The sequence below is a fragment of the Arcticibacterium sp. genome (assembly GCF_055134445.1).
In genome coordinates this window covers 197,457-218,038 of record NZ_JBSRVI010000035.1, presented here as the reverse complement: position 1 = coordinate 218,038, position 20,582 = coordinate 197,457, and the positions used below count along the sequence as shown (strand labels likewise).

Annotated in this window: 17 protein-coding genes; 3 read left to right on the top strand and 14 right to left on the bottom strand. The window is 37.6% G+C overall.

Annotated elements, in window-relative coordinates; all coding sequences use genetic code 11:
• Positions 1 to 2 precede the first annotated feature (2 nt).
• Genes ACTBZY_RS05315 through ACTBZY_RS05305 form a run of 3 tightly spaced genes read right to left on the bottom strand, consistent with a single transcriptional unit; the run spans position 3 to position 3,036 of the window.
• Entirely contained in the window at positions 3 to 767 is a 765-nt protein-coding gene (locus ACTBZY_RS05315; RefSeq protein WP_463045350.1) for an SDR family NAD(P)-dependent oxidoreductase, read from the bottom strand.
• Positions 768 to 786: 19 nt separating this feature from the next.
• The gene (locus ACTBZY_RS05310; RefSeq protein WP_463045301.1) at positions 787 to 1,803 is read right to left on the bottom strand and encodes a zinc-dependent alcohol dehydrogenase; all 1,017 of its coding nucleotides are present in this window, start codon (positions 1,801 to 1,803) and stop codon (positions 787 to 789) included.
• Between the two features lie 18 nt (positions 1,804 to 1,821).
• Positions 1,822 to 3,036 carry a glycoside hydrolase family 117 protein gene (locus ACTBZY_RS05305; protein WP_463045300.1) on the bottom strand — a complete coding sequence of 405 codons (1,215 nt, stop codon included), beginning with the start codon at positions 3,034 to 3,036 and terminating at the stop codon, positions 1,822 to 1,824.
• A 554-nt stretch (positions 3,037 to 3,590) separates the two neighbouring features.
• Here ACTBZY_RS05305 and ACTBZY_RS05300 point away from each other — a divergent pair.
• On the top strand, positions 3,591 to 5,210 hold the full coding sequence (locus ACTBZY_RS05300; protein WP_463045299.1) for a tetratricopeptide repeat protein: 1,620 nt from the start codon (positions 3,591 to 3,593) through the stop codon (positions 5,208 to 5,210).
• A gap of 699 nt (positions 5,211 to 5,909) precedes the next feature.
• Here ACTBZY_RS05300 and ACTBZY_RS05295 read toward each other — a convergent pair.
• From ACTBZY_RS05295 to ACTBZY_RS05285, 3 genes are read right to left on the bottom strand one after another with little or no spacing between them, the layout of a single operon-like run.
• Positions 5,910 to 7,025: a bifunctional 2-methylcitrate synthase/citrate synthase gene (locus ACTBZY_RS05295; RefSeq protein ID WP_463045298.1), complete on the bottom strand. Its 1,116-nt coding sequence runs from the start codon at positions 7,023 to 7,025 to the stop codon at positions 5,910 to 5,912.
• 57 nt (positions 7,026 to 7,082) lie between these two features.
• Entirely contained in the window at positions 7,083 to 7,979 is an 897-nt protein-coding gene (gene prpB, locus ACTBZY_RS05290; RefSeq protein ID WP_463045297.1) for a methylisocitrate lyase, read from the bottom strand.
• A complete protein-coding gene (locus ACTBZY_RS05285; RefSeq protein WP_463045296.1) occupies positions 7,976 to 9,484 on the bottom strand; it encodes an MmgE/PrpD family protein in 1,509 nt (502 codons plus the stop codon). The genes prpB and ACTBZY_RS05285 overlap by 4 nt, the downstream gene beginning before the upstream one ends.
• Before the next feature lie 177 nt (positions 9,485 to 9,661).
• Between ACTBZY_RS05285 and ACTBZY_RS05280 the strand changes: the two genes are divergently transcribed.
• Positions 9,662 to 10,576 (top strand): EamA family transporter, encoded by a 915-nt coding sequence (locus tag ACTBZY_RS05280; RefSeq protein WP_463045295.1) that lies wholly within the window; start codon positions 9,662 to 9,664, stop codon positions 10,574 to 10,576.
• On the opposite strand, the gene ACTBZY_RS05275 is transcribed toward ACTBZY_RS05280, so the two are convergent.
• From ACTBZY_RS05275 to argC, 4 genes are all read right to left on the bottom strand, one after another.
• Positions 10,573 to 11,319: an MBL fold metallo-hydrolase gene (locus tag ACTBZY_RS05275; RefSeq protein WP_463045294.1), complete on the bottom strand. Its 747-nt coding sequence runs from the start codon at positions 11,317 to 11,319 to the stop codon at positions 10,573 to 10,575. The genes ACTBZY_RS05280 and ACTBZY_RS05275 overlap by 4 nt on opposite strands.
• Before the next feature lie 11 nt (positions 11,320 to 11,330).
• Positions 11,331 to 13,004 (bottom strand): carboxylesterase/lipase family protein, encoded by a 1,674-nt coding sequence (locus ACTBZY_RS05270; protein WP_463045293.1) that lies wholly within the window; start codon positions 13,002 to 13,004, stop codon positions 11,331 to 11,333.
• A 186-nt stretch (positions 13,005 to 13,190) separates the two neighbouring features.
• The gene (locus ACTBZY_RS05265; protein WP_463045292.1) at positions 13,191 to 14,321 is read right to left on the bottom strand and encodes an aspartate aminotransferase family protein; all 1,131 of its coding nucleotides are present in this window, start codon (positions 14,319 to 14,321) and stop codon (positions 13,191 to 13,193) included.
• Between the two features lie 40 nt (positions 14,322 to 14,361).
• Positions 14,362 to 15,330, bottom strand: coding sequence for an N-acetyl-gamma-glutamyl-phosphate reductase (gene argC / locus ACTBZY_RS05260; RefSeq protein WP_463045291.1), 969 nt, complete (start codon positions 15,328 to 15,330; stop codon positions 14,362 to 14,364).
• Between the two features lie 217 nt (positions 15,331 to 15,547).
• On the opposite strand from argC, the gene lgt reads away from it, so the two are divergent.
• Positions 15,548 to 16,384 carry a prolipoprotein diacylglyceryl transferase gene (gene lgt / locus ACTBZY_RS05255; RefSeq protein WP_463045290.1) on the top strand — a complete coding sequence of 279 codons (837 nt, stop codon included), beginning with the start codon at positions 15,548 to 15,550 and terminating at the stop codon, positions 16,382 to 16,384.
• Between the two features lie 74 nt (positions 16,385 to 16,458).
• Here lgt and ACTBZY_RS05250 read toward each other — a convergent pair whose 3' ends face one another.
• The 4 genes from ACTBZY_RS05250 to ACTBZY_RS05235 are packed head-to-tail and all read right to left on the bottom strand — an operon-like array spanning position 16,459 to position 20,574.
• Entirely contained in the window at positions 16,459 to 17,805 is a 1,347-nt protein-coding gene (locus ACTBZY_RS05250; RefSeq protein WP_463045289.1) for an NAD(P)/FAD-dependent oxidoreductase, read from the bottom strand.
• Positions 17,806 to 17,807: 2 nt separating this feature from the next.
• Entirely contained in the window at positions 17,808 to 18,920 is a 1,113-nt protein-coding gene (locus ACTBZY_RS05245) for an aromatic ring-hydroxylating oxygenase subunit alpha (protein ID WP_463045288.1), read from the bottom strand.
• A gap of 31 nt (positions 18,921 to 18,951) precedes the next feature.
• Positions 18,952 to 19,935, bottom strand: coding sequence for a glycosyltransferase family 2 protein (locus tag ACTBZY_RS05240; protein ID WP_463045287.1), 984 nt, complete (start codon positions 19,933 to 19,935; stop codon positions 18,952 to 18,954).
• Between the two features lie 6 nt (positions 19,936 to 19,941).
• Entirely contained in the window at positions 19,942 to 20,574 is a 633-nt protein-coding gene (locus tag ACTBZY_RS05235) for a PglD-related sugar-binding protein (protein ID WP_463045286.1), read from the bottom strand.
• Positions 20,575 to 20,582 lie beyond the last annotated feature (8 nt).

Below are 20,582 nucleotides of genomic sequence, written 5' to 3'. Positions count from 1 at the left end.
AATTACCTGCCCATCCAACCTCCGTCGACTAGCATAATGGAACCGCTCATATATGAGGCTGCCTCTGAGCAAAGAAATACTGTTGGCCCCGCAAAGTCTTCTGGTTGTCCCCATCTACCTGCTGGAATTCTACTTAAAATAGACGTAGAACGGTCGGCATCTTTACGTAGAGCTTCCGTATTATCCGTACTGATATAACCGGGGGCTATTGCATTTACATTGACACCTTTTGATGCCCACTCGTTAGCAAAGGCCATCGTTAGTTGACCAATTGCTCCTTTAGATGCCGCATAACCTGGCACTGTAATTCCTCCTTGAAAAGTCAATAGAGAAGCCGTAAAAACGATCTTTCCAGAACCACGACTAACCATTTCTTTACCGATTTCTCTGGTTAGAATAAATTGAGCATTTTGGTTTACTTCTATCACTTTATCCCACATTTCATCAGGATGTTCTGCTGCAGGTGTTCTTAGAATAGTTCCTGCATTGTTAATCAAAATATCTATGACAGGATTATCTGCTTTAACTTCCTTGATAAATGCGTACAATAAACTTCTATCTGAAAAGTCACACGTGTATGCTTTAAAAGATCTGCCTGTGGCCTCCACTGCTTTCTGAACCGCACTACCATTTTTTTCTAATGAAGCACTTACACCAATAATATCTGCACCTGCTTCTGCAAGAGCGACCGCCATGGCTTTACCTATTCCTCTTTTACAACCTGTAACTAAGGCTACTTTTCCGTCTAATCTGAATTTATCTAAAATACTCATATCTCGTTTTTGATTATGCTTGACAATCCAATAGGACTTTCATACCATTAGGATTCAAATCGTTTTGTTCGAATGCTTTTTGAATGTTGCTCAAAGGCTGCACATCTGTTATTAACTCCTCGAACGGCAGTTCATTAATGGTCACCAACTCAATGGCTTTTTCGTAATCTTCAGGTTCATAAACTCTCGCTCCTATTAGCTTTAGTTCTTTCCAGAAAAAGTTAAACAGGTTGACATTTTTAGGCTGGCCATGGATAGCCACCATTACAATTCTTCCTCTTAATCCAGCGATTTCCGTCATAATATCAAGAGCGGGCTGAACACCAGCTACTTCAAATACGACATCCGCTAATCTATTTTCAGTTTTACTTTCTACGTAAGCTTTCAGGTCGGTTTCTCGAGGACTAACGACATCAAAACCCCAACTTTTCGCCATGGCTATTCTTACTGGATTAACCTCAGAAATGATAACCTGGGCACCTTGGCTTTTGGCCACAAAAGCGACCAACATTCCAATTGGACCTCCTCCTAAAACTACGGCTGTTTCTCCTTCTTTAAGACCAGAAAGGCGTACGTCATGACAAGCCACGGCCAATGGTTCAATAAGGGCAGCCAGTTTCAAATCTGTATCTGCTTTCAGCTTATGGACTGTAAAATCGAAAATATTCCAGTATTGCTGCATCGCTCCAGGGCTATCAATACCAATGAATTTCAGGTCTCTACAAATATGACTTATACCTTTATCTGAAGGTTTCTCTGCTCTGTTATCTAGCGGTCTTACAACCACCTTATCTCCAATTTCAAAACCGACAACCCCTTCTCCTAAAGCAGAAATTTCTCCTGACATTTCGTGGCCGATGGTTTGAGGCATCGCCACTCTCTTATCCATCATGCCATGATAAATATGAACATCTGTTCCACAAATTCCGCAGTATGCCACTTTAATCTGTACCTCTCCAGCCTGAGGGGGTGTAGTTAATTCTTCAGAAACCGTGAAGGTTTTATTTCCTTCGTATTTTGTTACAATCATAATAATGCTATTGTTAAACTATTTCAAATTTCCTTTTTCTCCTACCGCTTTATGTTCTCTTACTTTGCGAGACTCAAAACGCATGATGCTTTGATAATTTCCTGAATTATATATATGAGATAAACCCCAACCCATAATTTGAACAGGGTCTTCATCAGAAGTCAATTCTCTATTTAATCCGATAGCATGAGGAGCCCCTTTAATGGAAGCCATGATACTAAAGTTAACGCCATCTGGAGCCCATTGAATTGTGTTTTTCTCTGGACCATCTGTAGTTATTAATGATGCAATTCCATCTTTATATGGCCACACACAGATTTCATGGCCACTGTTACTAATTGGATTGTAAGGTGATTTTACGTAGGGCCCCAATGGATTATCGGCAATGGCGACCCCATGACGAATTTGTCTTCCTCCCCAAGTAATCTCTTCGCCCATTTGCTCCCCTTTATAATACAGGTAAAACTTTCCTTTATAAGGAAGAATGCAAGGGTCATGTGTTTTGTGGCTATCAAAATCACCTTTTTTCTCTACTGCAAAACGATTATCTTCCGTTCCTTTCCAAACACCATTAGTAGATGGGCTCACTATTGGTCCAGAACTTTTATGCCAAGGTCCGTTTGGAGAATCAGCCCAAGCTATTCCTACTTCTTCAATTACCCTAACCACATAAGGAGATTTTACGGTTTGATAACATAAATAATATTTGCCGTCGTAAACCATAATTTCCGATGTAAAAACTGAGCGGTCATCGTAACTACCTTTTTCTCCTCTAGCTATTGCAATACCTTCTTCTTTCCATTTCCAACCATCCTTAGACGTTGCATACCAAATCTCACTTCTATCCCACGGGAAAACTTTTTCATTTTCTATATCTCCCGCAAAACCTTGCGTGGGCCCAGTGCTTCTAGTATACCAAACATAATAAGTATCTTCAATTTTCAGAACGGCACTTGGGTCTCTTCGAACAACACCTTCCTCATAGCCCAAATCGCCTTTAAGTGGTTCTAGACCTCCAAATTCCAAAAACCATTCGTTCCCTAGGTCTGCAGGCCAGTCAAGTGCTCTTTTTGACGCCGCACTTATATGAGAGACGTCTGTAATACCTAGCTTATCAATTTGGGCCTGAGAAATAGCAGGCTTGGTGTCTTTACATGAGACTAAAAAGAAAAGCAGGAGTGTAAAAAAAGGGTTTGTGGCTCTTTTTACTAAATGCTGGGTTGAGTAGTTCATTTTTTGATTAAACTAATGTATTGGGATGAAATAAAACTTGTGAAACCCAAAACGCACTCAAGATAAAGTGCTAATTATTGTTTTGATTATCACATTACCAAAACAAATACATAATTAACTATACGCCATAGAAACGAACTATTCAAAAACTGAACAAACGAAAATTAGTTGACCAGATTCCAATATCTAAAAAGACTGAAATTGAAGTTCCAGTCATTTTTACCTACTCAAAAAAGCAATGGGGTATCTTAACTTATTCTTTCTCACACTCCTTTAATAATACTTATTCATTGAAAAAGTAAATTCATCAAAAAGCGTCATAAAATGCTTTAAGAGGTACATTTTCTAAAGCTAAAATCAAGTTATTAGCAGAACTTGAAACTCCTTTTTACAAAAAATGTTAACTCATCATAGTGGTAAAAGTCCGTTTAGTAAAATGCGAAGAAAACTAGACCAAAACTGAACAAATACTCATTTCTCTAGATAATTAGAGGCCAAAGCACGAAATTCTGGCTAAATTGATAGACTTAAATCATTGTTTTGATCCAAGATATATGAATTTCAATAGACAGCTACCTTTCTTTTTGGTAATGACAGCATTCGTTTTCTGTTCAGTACAAACTCATGCTCAAAACACTCCTATAGCAGATAAAAAATTTAAGGAGGCAAATGAATTGAGATTTACGGATTATAAAAGCAGTTTAAAAATTCTGGACGAAAGCTACAAAGATTACATGTCCTCAAATGATACAGTAAATGCGATCAAAGTTCTTAGACGAATAGCTTTCATAAATGGGCATCACGCGAAATATAAAATTTCTTACGACTACTTATGGAAAGCTCTTTCTTTAGCATCAGCATCTAAAAATGAAAAACTAATTGGCTCCTTATATGTGGACATCGGCCGTTATTATGGATTCTACAAAAGAGAAAAAGAGGCGTTCAATTTTGTCAATAAATCTATTGAAATAAAAAAGGGGCTAATAAGCAAAGAAAAAGCGTCACCCGTAATTCTTGTCGAAAGCTACTCCGCCATGTGTGCTTTAAACAGAGAGTTTCAAGATTTCGATAAAGCCAAAATATATTTAGACAGCTGTTTTCTTTACTTCGACGAAACCTCGGCTATTCCTTTAGCCGAACTTCAATTTGAAGAAGCCGTAATTCTAGCGAATACTAATAAAGTTAATCAAGCCATAAAACTATTTGAAGAAGTAAGAGAATGGTTTAGAATACATAATCGCTCTTATAATGTCTTGGTCCTAACACATCAGGGTTTAGCTTACCAATCCAATGGTCAATTAGACGAAGCAGAAAAAAATTATAGAAAAGCATTGGAGCTTTCAGAGACCTACGACAGCCACAGAGATTTCGCGAACCTTATTCATGAATACCTTTCTAAGGTATACTTTATGAAAGGAAATTTACCTTTAGCTTATGAAGAACTCAAAAAGGTTAAAGAATTGGATATGCTTTTTTTTGATAGCCGAAGCGAAAACAACAGAGGGCTATTAGAGATTCAAGACCAATTTAGAGTAGAACAAGAAAAAGCCGATGCCCTTATTCAAAAACAAAAATTAAACGAACTTGAATCGGCAGAAGAGATACTTTTCCTACAAAGAACCATTCTTATAATTGCCTTAGTTTCACTTATTGCACTAGCTCTTTTATCCTTTAAATATCTCAGAAACAAATACGAAGCTGAAAAAAGAATTGCAAAGAAAAATCAGGAGTTGGAAGCTCAGAAAACGAAGGAACTACTAGAATTAAAAAATCGTGAAATGGCAGTTTCGGCTTTGAAACTTATAGAAAAGGAGGAAATTATTGATGAGTTCAAATCCAGTCTAGAGAAAATGGACTGGCAGATAGAACCCAATAAACTTAAAAGAGCCGTAAAATCATTAGAAGTAAATCATAACCAAAACTGGGAAGAGTTTGAAACTCGTTTCGTAGCTATTAACAGTCAGTTTTACGACAACCTTCATACTCAATTCCCAGAACTTACCGCTGGAGACGACAAACTATGTGCCTTGATAAAACTTAATTTCAATAGCAAAGACATGTCGAAATTACTAGGAATCTCTATTGAGAGTGTACATACCTCGAGATACCGGCTTAGAAGAAAACTAGGCTTAGAAAGAGATGATAACCTTACAGATTTTATAATGAAATTTTAGCCCTTAAATAGCAACACAAGTTTTCCCTTATTTCTTTCATTCAGTCAGATTTGTTCAGGACACACTTCCTATTGAAATTGATTACAAAACAAAGTAAATGTTTCAATGCCTTGTTGTACAAGAACGCCCACATCGATTTCGCAATTTCTGGAATATCAGCTTGCATGTCGAAATATAGAGCAAGAAGACAACAATTGACACATCAGCGTTCATTACACTTCCATCTCCTATTCAATTGACTTTACCTCATGCTTTAGTTAGCCTGAAAATAAAAAATGCATCATCTCTTGAAGTGGTCATTATGCTTTATGGTCAAACCATATATTCACCCCAATCTCCGTATCAACTTTTGTTTAAGACTATGGAATAAACCTAGCAGGACTAAAACTTAAATTTGAACGCCAATGAAAAAGCATACCTATCTTTTAATCCAGCCAAATTTTAGAAGATAATTCATAGGTGGGACAGCGATATTCTTAAGTAATGAGATAAACGGAATTTTGAGCCTGTACTAAAACAGTACAGACATCAAAATCACCTTATATAAACACTCCCTGACAAAAATTAACTACGATAAATTTCGCTCGCAAATATCAACGTATAGAGTTAATGCTTTATTAATAATTAATAAACAGGAGATAAAAAAGCAGGAGATTTGTTAATTTTCTGTCTAAAAAAATTCAGGAAATTAAATTTCCTTCACTTAACAGTCCTCTGAGGCACGCCATCATAAGCACTTAATGGTCTTATTAATTTATTGCTGGCGTTTTGCTCCATGATGTGAGCCGACCAACCTGCTATACGACTCATAACGAATATTGGCGTAAACATTTCTATTTCAAAACCCATCATATAATAAGCCGGCCCTGCAGGAAAGTCAAGATTTGGGTAAATCCCCTTTTTGCTCACCATGACTTCTTCAAGCTTCTCGGATGTTTCCATCAAAGCTATATTATTTGTGAATTCTGCTGTTTTTAACGCATATTTTTTCATGGTCGGTACACGGCTGTCTCCATTCCGGTAAACTCGGTGCCCAAAACCCATGATTTTCTTTTTGTTCAACAAGGCGTCCAGCATCCAAGCCTCCGCATTTTCTTTAGTTCCGACTTCCTTTAGCATGTGCATAACTTGTTCATTGGCACCTCCGTGTAATGGTCCTTTTAATGCTCCAATGGCACCCGTAACCGCCGAATAAATATCGGAAGTAGTACTTGTAATGACTCTGGCTGTAAATGTGGAAGCATTAAAACTATGTTCTGCATACAAAATCAAAGAAACATCAAAAGCTTTGATAACCTCTGGTGCTGGTACTTTACCAAAACACATATAAAAGAAGTTTTCCGAAAAGCTTAGCTTATTATCAGCAGGAATAAAATCCTGACCGATTTTGTGCCTATAAGACGCAGCAATTATTGCTGGAATCTTAGCCAATAGAGAAATGTATTTATCCATATTGGTTTCTCTAGAACTATCCCAAATTCGGGTATCTTCACAGCCTAAAACACTTACACCTGTTCGTAAGCTATCCATTGGATGTGATGTTTTTGGTAAATTCTCAAGAATATTCAAGAGCTCTTTTGACAGCGTTCTTTGACATTTTTCTTTGTCAGTGAAGACTGCTCTTTCCTCGGAATTGGGTAAATCATTATTTACCAACAAATAAGCTACATTTTCAAAACTCTTTTTCTCGCAAAGCTCTTCCACCGCATAACCCCGGTAGGTCAAAGAATTGGTCTCAGGCATGACTTTGGAAATACTTGTATAATCCACAGTTACGCCGGCTAAACCTTTATAAATTATAGGTTCTTCGTTCATTATTCTAGGGTTTATTGATGTTAAAACGAATTGATGCCATAAAAATGGTAGCATCAATCAGTCCAGTTTAAAATTATAAATATCACTGTCAAAGGCATTATAATCTTCATACTTCAATACCTCGTACAGCCTTTTCCTCGTCTGCATTTTATCTAAAATCGGTTCTTGAGTGCCCTGCTCTTTTATGATATCTAAACCATCTTCCACAGCCTTCATAGCTAGTCTTTGCATGGTAACAGGGTAAATGACTACATTGACGCCCAAATTGCTAAGTTGTGTCGTATTCAGAAGTTTTGACTTACCAAATTCCGTCATATTGGCCAATATAGGTACTGAAACGGCTTTTCTGACTGCTTCAAAATCTGCCTCAGAATACATCGCTTCAGGAAAAATCATATCTGCACCAGCATCTACGTAGGCTTTAATTCTCTCTATTGTTTTTTCCAAACCTTCCGAAGCTCTGGCGTCTGTCCTTGCCATAACCATAAAATTAGGGTCTGACTTGGCTCTAACTGCCGTTTGAATCTTCTGCACCATTTCATTGACAGGAACTATAATCTTATTATCTAAATGACCACACCTTTTAGGGTTCACCTGATCTTCCATATGGCAAGCACTCAGTCCGGCATGTTCAATTTCCTGAATACAGCGTGCCACGTTCATGCTCTCACCAAATCCCGTGTCAATGTCCATCAAGGTAGGCAAAGCCGTAATTCTGGCAATTTGCGAAGCAAAAAGACACACTTCTGTCATTGTAGTAAAGCCAATATCTGGCAAACCCATGGAATTTGCCATGACCGCACCGGAAACATAAACCCCTTCAAAACCCTTTTGCTCAATCAGCATGCCCACCATGGGATTATAAGCCCCTGGGAAACGTAATAATTTGCCCGATTTAAGAGCGGCAACAAAATTCTCTCTTTTGGTATAAGGACTTAATTGATTCGTTATCATCCGAAAATTCCTTTAATTTTTGATTCAACTACATAGCCTTCAGGAGCTAGGACATTCAATTGCATAACCTCTTCTGAAGTCAGTTTGGACAGATCTTCGGCTAAACCAATAAACCTATCACGCTCTTCTTTGGTAATGATGTTTTCCGTTAGCATATCAAATTTCTTGATATAATTTTCTCTCACAAAAGGAATGGCACCTGCAGGGTGAGCATTCGCTCTTTCCAGCTCATCCGAAATGACTTCGCCATTATTCATCGTGATAATTACACTACCGCCAAAAGCCTTTTTGTCTGGGTCTTTATGGTGGTAAAGTTTTGTCCATCTTTCCTTTTCAAAGGTTTCTACCTTATGCCAAAGTTTAACCGTTTCTGGCTTGTTAGCTCTTTCTTTGTTATATGATTTTTCATGATGCCAAAAACCATCTTCTAGAGCTACCGTAAAAATGTACATAATACTGTGGTCTAATGTTTCTCTAGAACTATTAGGATCCATTTTCTGAGGGTCGTTTGCCCCTGTTCCTATCACATAATGTGTATGATGCGATGTTTCTATCAAGATACTCTTTATTTCAGAGAAGTCTTTGATGCTTTTTCGCATCTTAAAAGCCAAATCTATCAAAGCCTGCGATTGATACTCGGCAGAATGCTCTTTGGTATATGTTTCTAATATTGCCCTTTTCTCTTCCCCTTTTTCAGGCAAGGGAACGGTATAATTAGCGTCTGGACCATCTAAAATCCAAGCGATAACAGAATCTTCTCCCTCATAAATCGGCGAAGGGCTTCCTTCCCCTCTCATAGCTCTATCCACCGCTTCTATCGCCAGTTTTGCTCCATGGGCAGGTACATAGGCTTTCCAACTAGAGATTTCTCCTTTACGAGACTGACGCGTGCTAATACTCACATGTAATGCTTGCTGAATAGCCTGATAAGTGGTTTCGGTATCTAAACCTAGAAGGGCACAAACACCTGCTGCCTGAGCAGGACAAAGATGAGCTACGTGGTCAATTTTATGCTCATGCAAACAGATTCCCTTTACAAGGTTTACGTGAACTTCATAAGACGCCACTATCCCCCTCAATAAAGCTTCCCCGCCTAATCCAAGCTGCTGTGCTACCGCCAAAACTGCCGGAATACTATCACCAGGGTGCGAATAATCTGCGGCAAGAAAAGTATCATGATAATCTAGCTCTCTTACCGCCACGCAGTTTGCCCATGCAGCCCACTCGGCATGTACTTTAATATTGTTAGGCAAACCAAATACGGAAGCACCGTTTTCTAATCTAACATGAGCTAATGCCTGAGCTCTGGCATTTATAATGGGTTCTCTGTTTAATGAGGCTACCGCCACCGAGGCGTTATCAATAATTCTATTGATTACCATGTCTTCTACCTCTTTAGAGATAGTTACATTATCTGTCACCATGGCCGCTAGCTTCCAAGCTAACTGGTCTTCTTTTCTAAGGTTATATTTTGAGGGGTATACTTTTACCTCGTGATTTTTCATAGGACTAGATTTAGTTTGTTCTTTGAAGTTTAGCAATTTAAGACGGAATCATCCTATTTTCTAAAATTAGTATGGCAAATCAACCGCACTTAAGAAATAATTCATTATTACAAAACATGAAATATTAATATTCAGACTACATTTGCAAAGGTTATATGCCATATTAAACATGGTTAAATGCTCTTTTTAGAAAGTTACAAAAGCAAATTATTCCTCAACCTTTTACTGGTATACATTATCTGGGGAAGCACTTACTTGGGTGTCAAAATTGGGATAAGAGATTTACCTCCTTTATTACTAACGGGAATCAGGTTTACCCTTGGCGGATTTTTACTTTTTATATTTTCAGTAATAAGGCACGGACTTCCAAAATCCAAAAAAGAAGTGAAGGGAAGTGCTACTATTGGTATTCTTTTGACTGGAATAGGCACCAGTTCCGTTTCCTTTGGCATCCTGCATATACCTTCTGGTTTGGTAGCTCTTTTGGTAGCCTTACTACCCATTTGGGTTTTCGCCTTAGATTATTTCTTCATTAGTAAAACCAGTCCTTCTAAGATTTCGGGCATTGGAATGATTCTCGGCGTTATTGGGGTACTTTTCATCTTTAACCCCTTTAGCCTAAAAGGAGAAATAGGCATTGCTCAGATATTTCCCATTTCAATAGTTTTTCTTGGTTCAATAGCTTGGGCATATGGTTCTTTAATAAGCTTGAAAACCAAGCAATCAAAGGGTTCACAAGGTGTGAGTATCCAAATGCTCTCTGGGGGTCTAATCGCTTTATTGGCCTCATTTATTCTGGAAAAAAATCAAGTAAGCTCTATTGCAAACATATCGCTCGAAAGCTTTAGTGCTTTAGCATACCTAATATTTATTGGTTCTTATATTGGCTATACCGCTTATGTTTGGCTCATTAATAATGCCCCGCCTATTTTAACATCATCCTACGCGTTTGTTAACCCTGTAGTAGCTATGATTCTTGGATATTATATAGCCAATGAAACCCTGAGTAATAATTCTATTATCGCCAGTTTGATTATTCTGGTGGGCATTGTATTTATGACCGTTGGGAGAAAGAAAAAGGGAAGTTTTTAATTATACCACTCTCTGAGCCTTACGTCAATATTTGGGTTTGTCTTATTCACGATATCCCTAAATTTCTCGATATCAGAAAACTCACCGTCACCACCGCGATAGTGAAATGGGTAAACATGCTTAGGTTTAAAATCAAGAACTGCTGAAGCCGCAGCCTCAACCGTCATGGTATAGGGTAAGTTCATGCAAACAAATGCATAGTCAATGTTTTGAAGGTTTCTCATCTCTGCAATGTCCTCGGTATCTCCAGAAAAATAGAATCGCTGACCGCCAAGCGTTATGATATAGCCATTCCCCCATCCTTTTTTATGTCTGGAAGATTCATCATCCGGTAAATTGTACATTGGGACAGCCTCAACCCCTATTCCATTTCTAGCATCTATTTGGCCATTTTTAATGGAAATTATTTCTTTAAAAGGTAATCCCCCAAGTTTAGACGCCACAGATTCAGGAGCCAAAACGATTGTATTCGCCAGATTAAAACCACCGAGCGTTTCCAAACTCATATGATCTCCATGAGCATGTGTAATAACAATAACATCAGCATTTGCAAAACCCTTAAACCCTTCCGCTCCATTATAAGGGTCAACATATATAGTCTTACCATTCCATTCCAAAACCACAGAAGCATGGAAAATTGGTGTCATTTTTACATCTGACACTTCAGCTGGTAAAACATCTGTCTGAGCCCAGCTTCCAAGAGAAGCGGCAAAAAAACAAAACGCGAAAACAATCCTTTTCATATTCATATTAGCTAAGATACCAAAGAAGCTCTTGCCTCTTTATCTGGATTATTTTTCATTTCTGGAATATCCTTTAAAATCATTGTTTCACCGTTTTTTAATGAATACTTCGGCCAAATCGGCAACCTAGAACCATTAGGATTTCCGGTTCTAATAAAATACAATAAGGCATCCGACATTTTCTCGGCCAATTCTCGAGGCCTCGATCCTCCGCCGGTATGGGTATACATCAAATCCGTATTAAAAAACCAAAAGCATATATCTAAACAATGAAATGCCCTTAACCTCCCGTCAAAGTGGGGCGGCTCCCATCCAAACCATGCTAAGTAAACAGGTGCTGTTTGATTTAATTTTGTATTCGCCGTTTTAATAACGTCTTGTCGTGAACTTACTATTAAAGCGTAAATCTCAATAGGACTTGCCTCTGGAAAATTGCTTCTGAAAGATTGCATCACCTTAACGGCATTATCTCCAAAACTCTCTTTCATTTCAGCTATAACATCATTAAAGCCAATTCTTTCTAAACTTGGATTACTTTTACTAGGCGACCACTCATGAAACGTAGTACATAGCATCATAGGTATATCCGAAGAAAGGCCTTCAGGGTCAGAGAAAAAATCCCCTATTGGAATGTCAATAGCGTTCTCTACTGGCACAAAACCAATTCTTCTACCATCACTTTCTAGTCTCGTCTCTTTAAATTTAGCTTCTACCGAATTGGCAATATCAATGAACTCTTGCCAAGGCAACGCTTGAAGTTCTTTTATGCTTAATCCAGACGCATTCAATACGTTGGAGCCTAATTTTTCAGAATCCGCCTTTTCTTGGGCATTTATCCTTGAACCACTTAATGGAATGGCTTTATGAAAAAGACCTTTAGCAGAAGGCATCGCCATTAAGGTACAAACCTTAGCACCACCACCAGACTGTCCCATAATAGTGACATTATCCGGATCTCCACCAAAGTTTTCAATGTTGTTTTTCACCCACTTCAATGCCAAAACAATATCCAACATCCCCACATTTCCTGAGGATTCAAAATCCTTTCCTCCTACCGCAGCCAAGTTTGTAAAACCTAAAGCTCCTAGCCTGTGATTTAGCGAACAAAATACAATATCTCCTTTCCGGCTAATATTCTCTCCATTATAACCGTCTTGCTCAATGCCGTTTCCATTTTTAAAACCACCGCCATGAAGCCAAACAATAACAGGTCTTTTCACCTTATCATTTATGGCAGAAGTCCAAATATTAAGTTTTAAGCAATCTTCACTAACATCATCATAATTCCAATGATCCACAAAGGTGGAACCTGGGTTACTATATCTACCTGCCATTTGTTGTGGAGCTGAGTTTCCCCACCACCATACCGGTTTTATATCAGTCCATTTTTCTGGAGGTTTAGGAGGCATAAAGCGATTTGCTCCAGAAGTGTCTGCCCCATAAGGTATTCCTAAAAAAGTGTTTATTCCTCTTAATTTAAAACCCTGAACATCACCATATTCGGTATTTACAATAGCAATACCATCCCCTATTTTCAAAATGGGTTCTTCACTGGTGGCAGCCTCACATGCCGCGTTGTGCTTATTATTATCACAAGATGCCAACGAAAAGCTAGAAACCGCAACTCCCAACCCTGCTGCTCCACCGGCCGCCTGTTTAAAAAATATACGTCTGTTAGATTTCATTATATATTGTAAAGTGAACGAAATCTACAAAAACCTAATAAATCCATACCCCTACACCGTTGAATTTTGCCTAAAATTAAGACCAAACGTGTAAGTGGAGAGACATTTATTAATGGTAGTCGATGAGAAAAGAAATTAAATTGACCAAACATCAAGATTATAGTAAGTATTTTGAACAACTCAGAATTATCCTAAATATCCCTCCAAAGCTACTAAAAACCTATCTAATTCACTTTTCTTTACATTTAGACTAGGTAGTAACCTAAGTATATTTGCTCCCGAAGCTCCTACAAATATCTTGTCTTCAAAAATCAGCTTTTCTCTTATCGACTTTATTGGACCATCTAGTTCTATACCTATCATCAGCCCCTTTCCTCTTACTTCTTTTATTTTACCACTTTCTACCAAGGGTTTCAGTGCATTTACCACATATTCTCCAAGCTCCTGAGCTTTTGAAATCAAATTCTCGGACTTTAATACATCCAATACCGCAATAGCCGCAGCACATGCCAAATGGTTTCCACCAAATGTCGTTCCTAGCATTCCAAATTTAGCTTCAAATTTTGGCGAAATTAGAATTCCCCCTACCGGAAAGCCATTACCCATTCCTTTAGCCATAGAAATAATGTCTGGCTTAATATCTGTATCTTGAAAACTAAAAAAATGACCTGACCTACCATAACCACATTGGACACTGTCATGAATATAAATAGCTCCGGTTTTATCACAAGCCTCCCTAATCGCTTTTTGAAACTCTGCTGTGGCAACATTTACGCCTCCTACACCTTGAATTCCCTCCATAATTACCGCACAGGTTTCATTGTCAACTGCAGCTCTAACGGCTTCCGCATCATTGAAAGGTAAAATAACCACATGCTCTGCAAAATTTATGGCCGCTTGAATGCCAGGATTATCTGTAACGGCTACCGCTGCCGATGTTCTCCCATGAAAACCTTTAGAAAAGGCGATAATCTTTTTTCTGCCGTTATGAAAAGAAGCCAATTTTAAAGCATTCTCGTTGGCCTCTGCACCTGAATTTGCTAAAAACAAACTATAATCAGTTAACCCAGACAGCTCACCAAGTTTGCTTGCCAGCTCGTCTTGAAGAGGCATTTTTACGGAATTGGAGTAAAACCCCAATCTAGCTACCTGATCTTGAATTGACTTTACATAATGTGGATGCGAATGCCCAATAGAAATAACCGCATGACCTCCATATAGATCCAAATACTCTATTCCCTTATCATCCCAAAGCTTAGACCCTTCTGCTTTTACAGGAGTTATGTCATATACTGGGTATACATTAAATGTATTCATTGTTAAATTCTTACTTATAAGTGATTTTCTTACTTTTTATCTAAAAACCTGATGGTTTCAGGTTTAAACCTGTTGTCTCCTCTAAACCAAAAGTGATGTTCATGTTTTGAACAGCCTGACCAGAAGCTCCTTTAACAAGATTGTCGATAATACTTGTTATCAGCAGTTTGGAACCGTGCTTTTGCAACTGTAAAACGCACTTATTGGTATTGACTACCATTTTAAGATCAATAGTACCTTCTGATATATGCACAAATGGAGCGTCCTTATAAAATCCCTTGTAAAGACTAACCGCCTCTTCTAAGGAGCCATCAAATGTGGTATAAATATTAGCCATTATTCCTCTAGTAAAATTTCCTCGATACGGAATAAAGCTTATTTCAGATTCAAAATCGTTTTGAAGCGACTTCAAACTCTGGGTTATTTCCTGCAAATGCTGATGTGTAAAAGCTTTGTAAACCGAAATGTTACTATCTCTCCAGCTAAAATGACCTGTAGCACTTGGAGATTGACCAGCACCTGTAGAACCCGTCACCGCACTCACATGAACCTCATCTTTCAACAAGCCTTCTTTTGCCAAAGGCAATATGGCCAACTGAATAGAAGTAGCAAAACAGCCTGGATTGGCAATCTTATGACTTGCTTCTATTTTCTCTTTCTGTAACTCAGGAAGTCCGTAAGTAAAGCCATTACTTTCATCACGAAAGTCCGTACTCAAGTCTATTATTCTTACATCAATGGGCACATCATTCGCCTCTAAGAATTTTGCAGACTGGCCATGACCAGAACATAAGAAAATCACATCTACATTTTCAAAATTCTTCTCGTTAGAGAAGCGTAAATCTGTTTCTCCAAAAAGATCTTTATGCGTTTCTGAAACCAACTTACCAGATTGGCTTTCGGAATTACTAAAAAGGATTTTTACGTTTGGGTGGTTAAGAAGGATTCTTAAAAGTTCTCCTCCAGTATAACCTGCCCCACCAATGATACCTACTTTGATGGCTTGCATTAGAATAATTTAAGTTCAAAAAAAATGAAAATTGCCGTATCCTTTAAATTAGACACGGTATGTACGTCGTATAAAAACGTAATTTGTAGCTGATGCGATATGTAATTGACTTTTAGCTGTCATTATGATCCAAAATTCCATAAAGCAGTCAAGATTCACAAGAATTTTGTTCAATTTGTTAATAAAGGGCTAATTTTACATCAATCAAAACTTCAATATGTTACTAGCTGAAATCATCTGGGATATCAACCCAACTATTGTTAAAATCGGAGAATTTGAGCTTCGATGGTACGGTCTTATGTTTGCCGGAGGCTTCCTTTTAGGTTATCAGGTTATTACCAAAATTTTCAAAGAAGAGGGTAAGCCAGAAAAAGATTTGGACGCCCTTTTACTCACCATGATTTTGGCTACCGTTCTGGGTGCCAGAATAGGTCATTATGTATTCTATGAATGGCAACATTTTGGTGAAAATCCCATCAAGTTCATGAAAGATATGCTTATCCCACCATACGCCGGTCTTGCTAGCCATGGTGCGGGCTTTGGAATTGTTCTCGCCTTATGGCTTTATTCCAGAAAAAGAGCTGACCAATCTTTTCTTTGGATTGTAGATAGAGTGGCGGTTACCGTAGCACTCGTTGGATTTTTCATACGATTTGGAAACCTAATGAATTCTGAAATAGTAGGTAAACCAACAGATGTACCTTGGGCTTTTAACTTTTTAAGAAACTTTGAGTTTGCTCAGGTACCTAGACATCCGTCTCAATTATATGAAGCAATATCTTGTCTAATATTATTTGTGATTATGTACAGCCTTTGGAATAAGTACAAAGCCGATTTGCCAGATGGCCTACTTTCAGGGATTTTCTTCGTTTGGATTTTTGTACTACGATTCTTCTACGAATATCTTAAGGAAAACCAAGAAGCTTTTGAAGAAGGTATGTCCTTAAACATGGGTCAAATACTCAGTATTCCAATGGTACTATTTGGAATATTTCTACTCTATACGGCAAATCAAAACGCCAAAAAGAAGTTGAGCAACATTTCTTATACGTAACTCATAAAACTAAAATAGGTCTATCTCCCGAAAGGAAATAGACCTATTTTTTTTGTTCAATACAGTAAAACGAATTACTTTTCGGTAAAGCCAATTTTACCAGATAGTGAAGCTCCATAAGGAACGTCTGAGGTATCAATACCCATCACTTTACAAGCTTCTGCAGCCACACGAATAGAATTATTCGTACTTCTTTCGTCTGGATAAATATGGGTCATATTGGCCACATATAATCCTTCAATATCCGTTTTACAAGAAGGTACTTTGTCTGAAAAGTTTAAGTCGCAAACGGTAGCTGCTGTATTCGTTTTGAAAACAAAAACATTTTTAATCCAATCTTCTGAAAACTCAGGGTTAATTTTCTTCAATGGTGGTATCATCACTTTCTTAATCTCCTCTTCGTTCATACTTGCTAGGTCTTCGCTCATCGCAAAGTATCTAGATAAATAAACTATATGCGAGCCATTATATTCTTCTTTTGGAATCATGTTAGTGTGCTCTATAATTCCACCAAAAGGGAAACCATCATCGGCTACATTCATCCAGTAAATATTACTTAAAGATTTTTTAAGCTCTAAAATGGTGCAAACTGCCCCAAAATACTCAATATTCTTACCTCCAAAATCTACAGGCATCCCTTTTACTTTATCAAAGAAAATGGATGGAATGGTCACCAAGTATTTACCATCATTAATTTCTAGCGATTTGGTTTTAATACCTTTGATCCGATTATGCTCTACCACAATCTCTTGAACTGGTTCATTCGTAATAATTTCTACGCCCAACTTTTCCAATTCGGCCTTCATGGTATCTAAAAGCGTTTTCCAGCTTCCTTTAATGTAAGCCAGTCGTTCGTCTCCTCCTTTTCTAGAATTAAGTCTTTGAGCCAGTCTGCCAATCATCCATGTAAGCGGCACTTTGTCTGCATATGGACCAAACTTAATGTCCAGCATCGGTTTCCATAGAGCATTGGTCATACCTTTGCCCGCCCACTTATAAAACCACTCTAATGTTGATACATTTTCGCTTTTAGTAGGGTTTGCTACCTTTCCTAAGTAAAGCGTGGTTAAACCCCATCTAAACTTATCAAAAAGATTGGCAGGTTTAAACTTTAGCAAATCAAGAATACCATTAAAACCATAGAGTTTCCCATTTCTAAAAACCCCCATAGAGGTATTATAGTAACCGGTTTGGTCAGAGATATTAAGTTCCTTCAATAACCAATGAAGCTCAGCATCTTGGGTAAAGAAATGATGGTAATAGTGTTCTAATTGATTCCCTCCTATTTCAAAAGTATTAAGTAAGCCTCCAATTTTATCACTCCCTTCTATTATTTGAACCTTCTGACCCTTTTTTGCCGCCAAATATGCAGCCGTCAAGCCTGTCATTCCCCCTCCAATAATTGTAAGTTTATTTACCACTTTTATTTATTAATTAGATTCATATATGTTTTCTGAAACTCCCAGATTCTTATTTCAGAAGAGTTCAATACTCCTTTTACCAAATTTGACTGTTCCATACCTTTCTGTACATTTTCACAAATTTCTTTGTCTTCTGCCAAGGTAGTTCTGGTAAACTCAATGGAAGAAAATTTTACGACCTCCGATATGGCATCCGACAAAAGCTCGCCATCACCAAGATTTGTTTCATATAGCTCATAGGCAAAAATAGATTCCTCAGGTGAAACAGACTTAATACTTCCTATATAAACCGTGATACCGAATAAAGAACCTATGGAAAGGTTTGGGAAAATCAATTGATGAAAAAATCCGTCTGGCTGAAATGGTCGGTTGCCCAAAAGCTTGTGAAATTTGGCCCTTTTCTTATCTTCTTTATGACTTTCAGCCAAGTGCAATGTCATATTTGTATGGTAACCTTGTACCTCAAAATCAACCTCCGATTTTAGATTAAAACCTTGTTTAAAAAAAGTGGTCGGATGTACATTGGTGATGTGATAACCTTCTAAGGTATTTTCTACTACTATTTTCCAATTGGCCTTATTGGATATTTCATGGTATTCCACCTTCCTGCCAATCATTTTGCTTAATTCCTTAAGCTTATTGACACTTTCGCCAAGAAATTCCTCTAAGGAAACACAAGAATTGGAAACATTAACAAATACAAACTCACCACAGGTATCCACTTTGAATTTTGGTAAGCAAAGCGTTTGTAAAGATTCTTTGTCAAGTCCTTGAAACTCTTTTTTTAAGGGAATGCCAAAAGGAATGCCGTCTTGATTATAAGACCAGCCGTGATAAGGGCAAGTTAAAGACCCATTACCCGCTCTTTCTATTTTAAGCTTATTAAACCTATGTGTACAAACATTATGAAAAGCTTTAACCACTCCTTTAATGTTTTGAATGACAACGGATTTGCCTCCAATATCAGTCGTTAAAAAATCATTGGCTGTATTTAAACTTGAACTTAGGCCTACATAATACCAACAATTCTGGAATATTTTCACATTCTCCTCTTTAAAAGCATCATTGTCGAAATACTTTTCATTCGGAATTATAGCTGAAAGAAATTGAGACATCAAGAATTATTCTTTTGTAACTAAATAAAATTTATTGCGGTGGGATAAGCCCCAACATCCTCTTTACCTTCCTAAAAATATTCATTACAAATGGAGGCATTAAATGATCCCTTAAAATCAATTTCAAATTTGGAATCCTTGGAAAGGTAAGCAGAATGTATTTAAAAACTATTGGGAAATTTTTGACATACCTGTCCTTATACTGCCTTGAATTTAAAAGCATGAAGTAATATCTAGCAATATTCCTTTTAAAACGATCATTATATTTAAACGCAGTTTCTTCGTTCAGCTTATTGTACATGAATATTCTATTCCAAAGGAAATACTTATCCTCGTGACTGTCAGTATGACTATAACTGGCTAAATTCTTTCTATAAACCGCCATCACGTCAGGCAAATATCTCATCTTACCAAATCTAGCTGTTAGGATAATAATAGGTATATCCCCACTTTTAGACTTCAGGAACCAATCGGGTGTTTTGCCGTAGGCTGAGGTTCTAATAAATAAACTGGCTGTTGCCATAAACCAGATTTCATCTTCCCCTATCATATCATCTAGGGTAAAAATATTCTTTTGAATACCTTCATTGAGAAGGTAAGACGCTCCTTGGTTGTCGAAGTAATCTATCCTAGTGTTATGAAAACAAAGAACATAGTCTTCATTACGTTCTAAAAAATCAGCTTGCTTTTGAAGTTTCTTGTTATCAATCCAGAAATCATCGCCTTCACAAAGAGCCATATATTTACCCCTTACCATATCCAAAGCCTTCTTAGAGTTGGTGGTAACACCCAAGTTTGGATTATTATTATAGTATCTAATCCTATAACCTTTAGGATGCGTCTCTATAATGTTTCTAACAATCTTGTCGGTACTATCCGTAGAATGATCATTTCCGACAATGACTTCGTATTCAAAACTGGTTTCTTGATTTAAAATAGAAAAGAGAGATTCTTCAATGAACAACTCATGATTGTAAGTAATCATCACGACACTTACCAAAGGATTCACAACCATATTTTCTTACATTTTTCTGGCAGGGCTACCAAAAACGGAATCTCCGGGTTTAACATTCTTAACTACCAAAGAGTTGGCACCAACCATGGCCCCCTTGCCAACCGTTTTCTTCGGAACCACCTTTGCGGCAGTTTGAAGCATTACTTCATCTTCTAAAACAGTATAACCCGTAATAGTGCTATAAGAGCTCATGTGTGACCACATTCCCACTTTAGCATCGTGACCTAAACAAGAAAAATGCTGAAGAGATACAAAATCAGACAGTGTAACGTCTACCGAAACAAAGACAAAAGAGAAAATAAGAACACCTTTTAAATGACTGATATCGGACCTTACATTGGCTTGTAAATCCACCAAATTTATAAACGAGCCACCTTTACTTAAAATAAGCTCTGCATAATGTTTCTTAGGCTGAACGGTGCCTAAAGCACAAACAAACACATCGTCTGATTGAATTTCATAGCTTTCCACGCCCCCTAAAATGGGCGGATAATTTTTATAGCCATCTAATGCGTCGGCTTTGTCATCCAAGAAACCCTTTATTTGATACTCTGAATCTTTAAAAGCCTGAGTATTCTTGGCCAAATCATAGACTTCTCGCCCAAAACCCCTAGCCCCAATAATAATTAGATTCTTCATATCAAATT

Coding starts and splice junctions, on each gene's coding strand:
- ACTBZY_RS05235 (WP_463045286.1), bottom strand. CDS start 20,574: ATGAAGAATCTAATTATTATTGGGGCTAGGGGTTTTGGGCGAGAAGTC.
- prpB (WP_463045297.1), bottom strand. CDS start 7,979: ATGATAACGAATCAATTAAGTCCTTATACCAAAAGAGAGAATTTTGTT.
- ACTBZY_RS05240 (WP_463045287.1), bottom strand. CDS start 19,935: ATGGTTGTGAATCCTTTGGTAAGTGTCGTGATGATTACTTACAATCAT.
- ACTBZY_RS05265 (WP_463045292.1), bottom strand. CDS start 14,321: ATGAATACATTTAATGTATACCCAGTATATGACATAACTCCTGTAAAA.
- argC (WP_463045291.1), bottom strand. CDS start 15,330: ATGCAAGCCATCAAAGTAGGTATCATTGGTGGGGCAGGTTATACTGGA.
- ACTBZY_RS05245 (WP_463045288.1), bottom strand. CDS start 18,920: ATGTCTCAATTTCTTTCAGCTATAATTCCGAATGAAAAGTATTTCGAC.
- ACTBZY_RS05285 (WP_463045296.1), bottom strand. CDS start 9,484: ATGAAAAATCACGAGGTAAAAGTATACCCCTCAAAATATAACCTTAGA.
- ACTBZY_RS05280 (WP_463045295.1), top strand. CDS start 9,662: ATGCTCTTTTTAGAAAGTTACAAAAGCAAATTATTCCTCAACCTTTTA.
- lgt (WP_463045290.1), top strand. CDS start 15,548: ATGTTACTAGCTGAAATCATCTGGGATATCAACCCAACTATTGTTAAA.
- ACTBZY_RS05295 (WP_463045298.1), bottom strand. CDS start 7,025: ATGAACGAAGAACCTATAATTTATAAAGGTTTAGCCGGCGTAACTGTG.
- ACTBZY_RS05310 (WP_463045301.1), bottom strand. CDS start 1,803: ATGATTGTAACAAAATACGAAGGAAATAAAACCTTCACGGTTTCTGAA.
- ACTBZY_RS05275 (WP_463045294.1), bottom strand. CDS start 11,319: ATGAAAAGGATTGTTTTCGCGTTTTGTTTTTTTGCCGCTTCTCTTGGA.
- ACTBZY_RS05305 (WP_463045300.1), bottom strand. CDS start 3,036: ATGAACTACTCAACCCAGCATTTAGTAAAAAGAGCCACAAACCCTTTT.
- ACTBZY_RS05300 (WP_463045299.1), top strand. CDS start 3,591: ATGAATTTCAATAGACAGCTACCTTTCTTTTTGGTAATGACAGCATTC.
- ACTBZY_RS05270 (WP_463045293.1), bottom strand. CDS start 13,004: ATGAAATCTAACAGACGTATATTTTTTAAACAGGCGGCCGGTGGAGCA.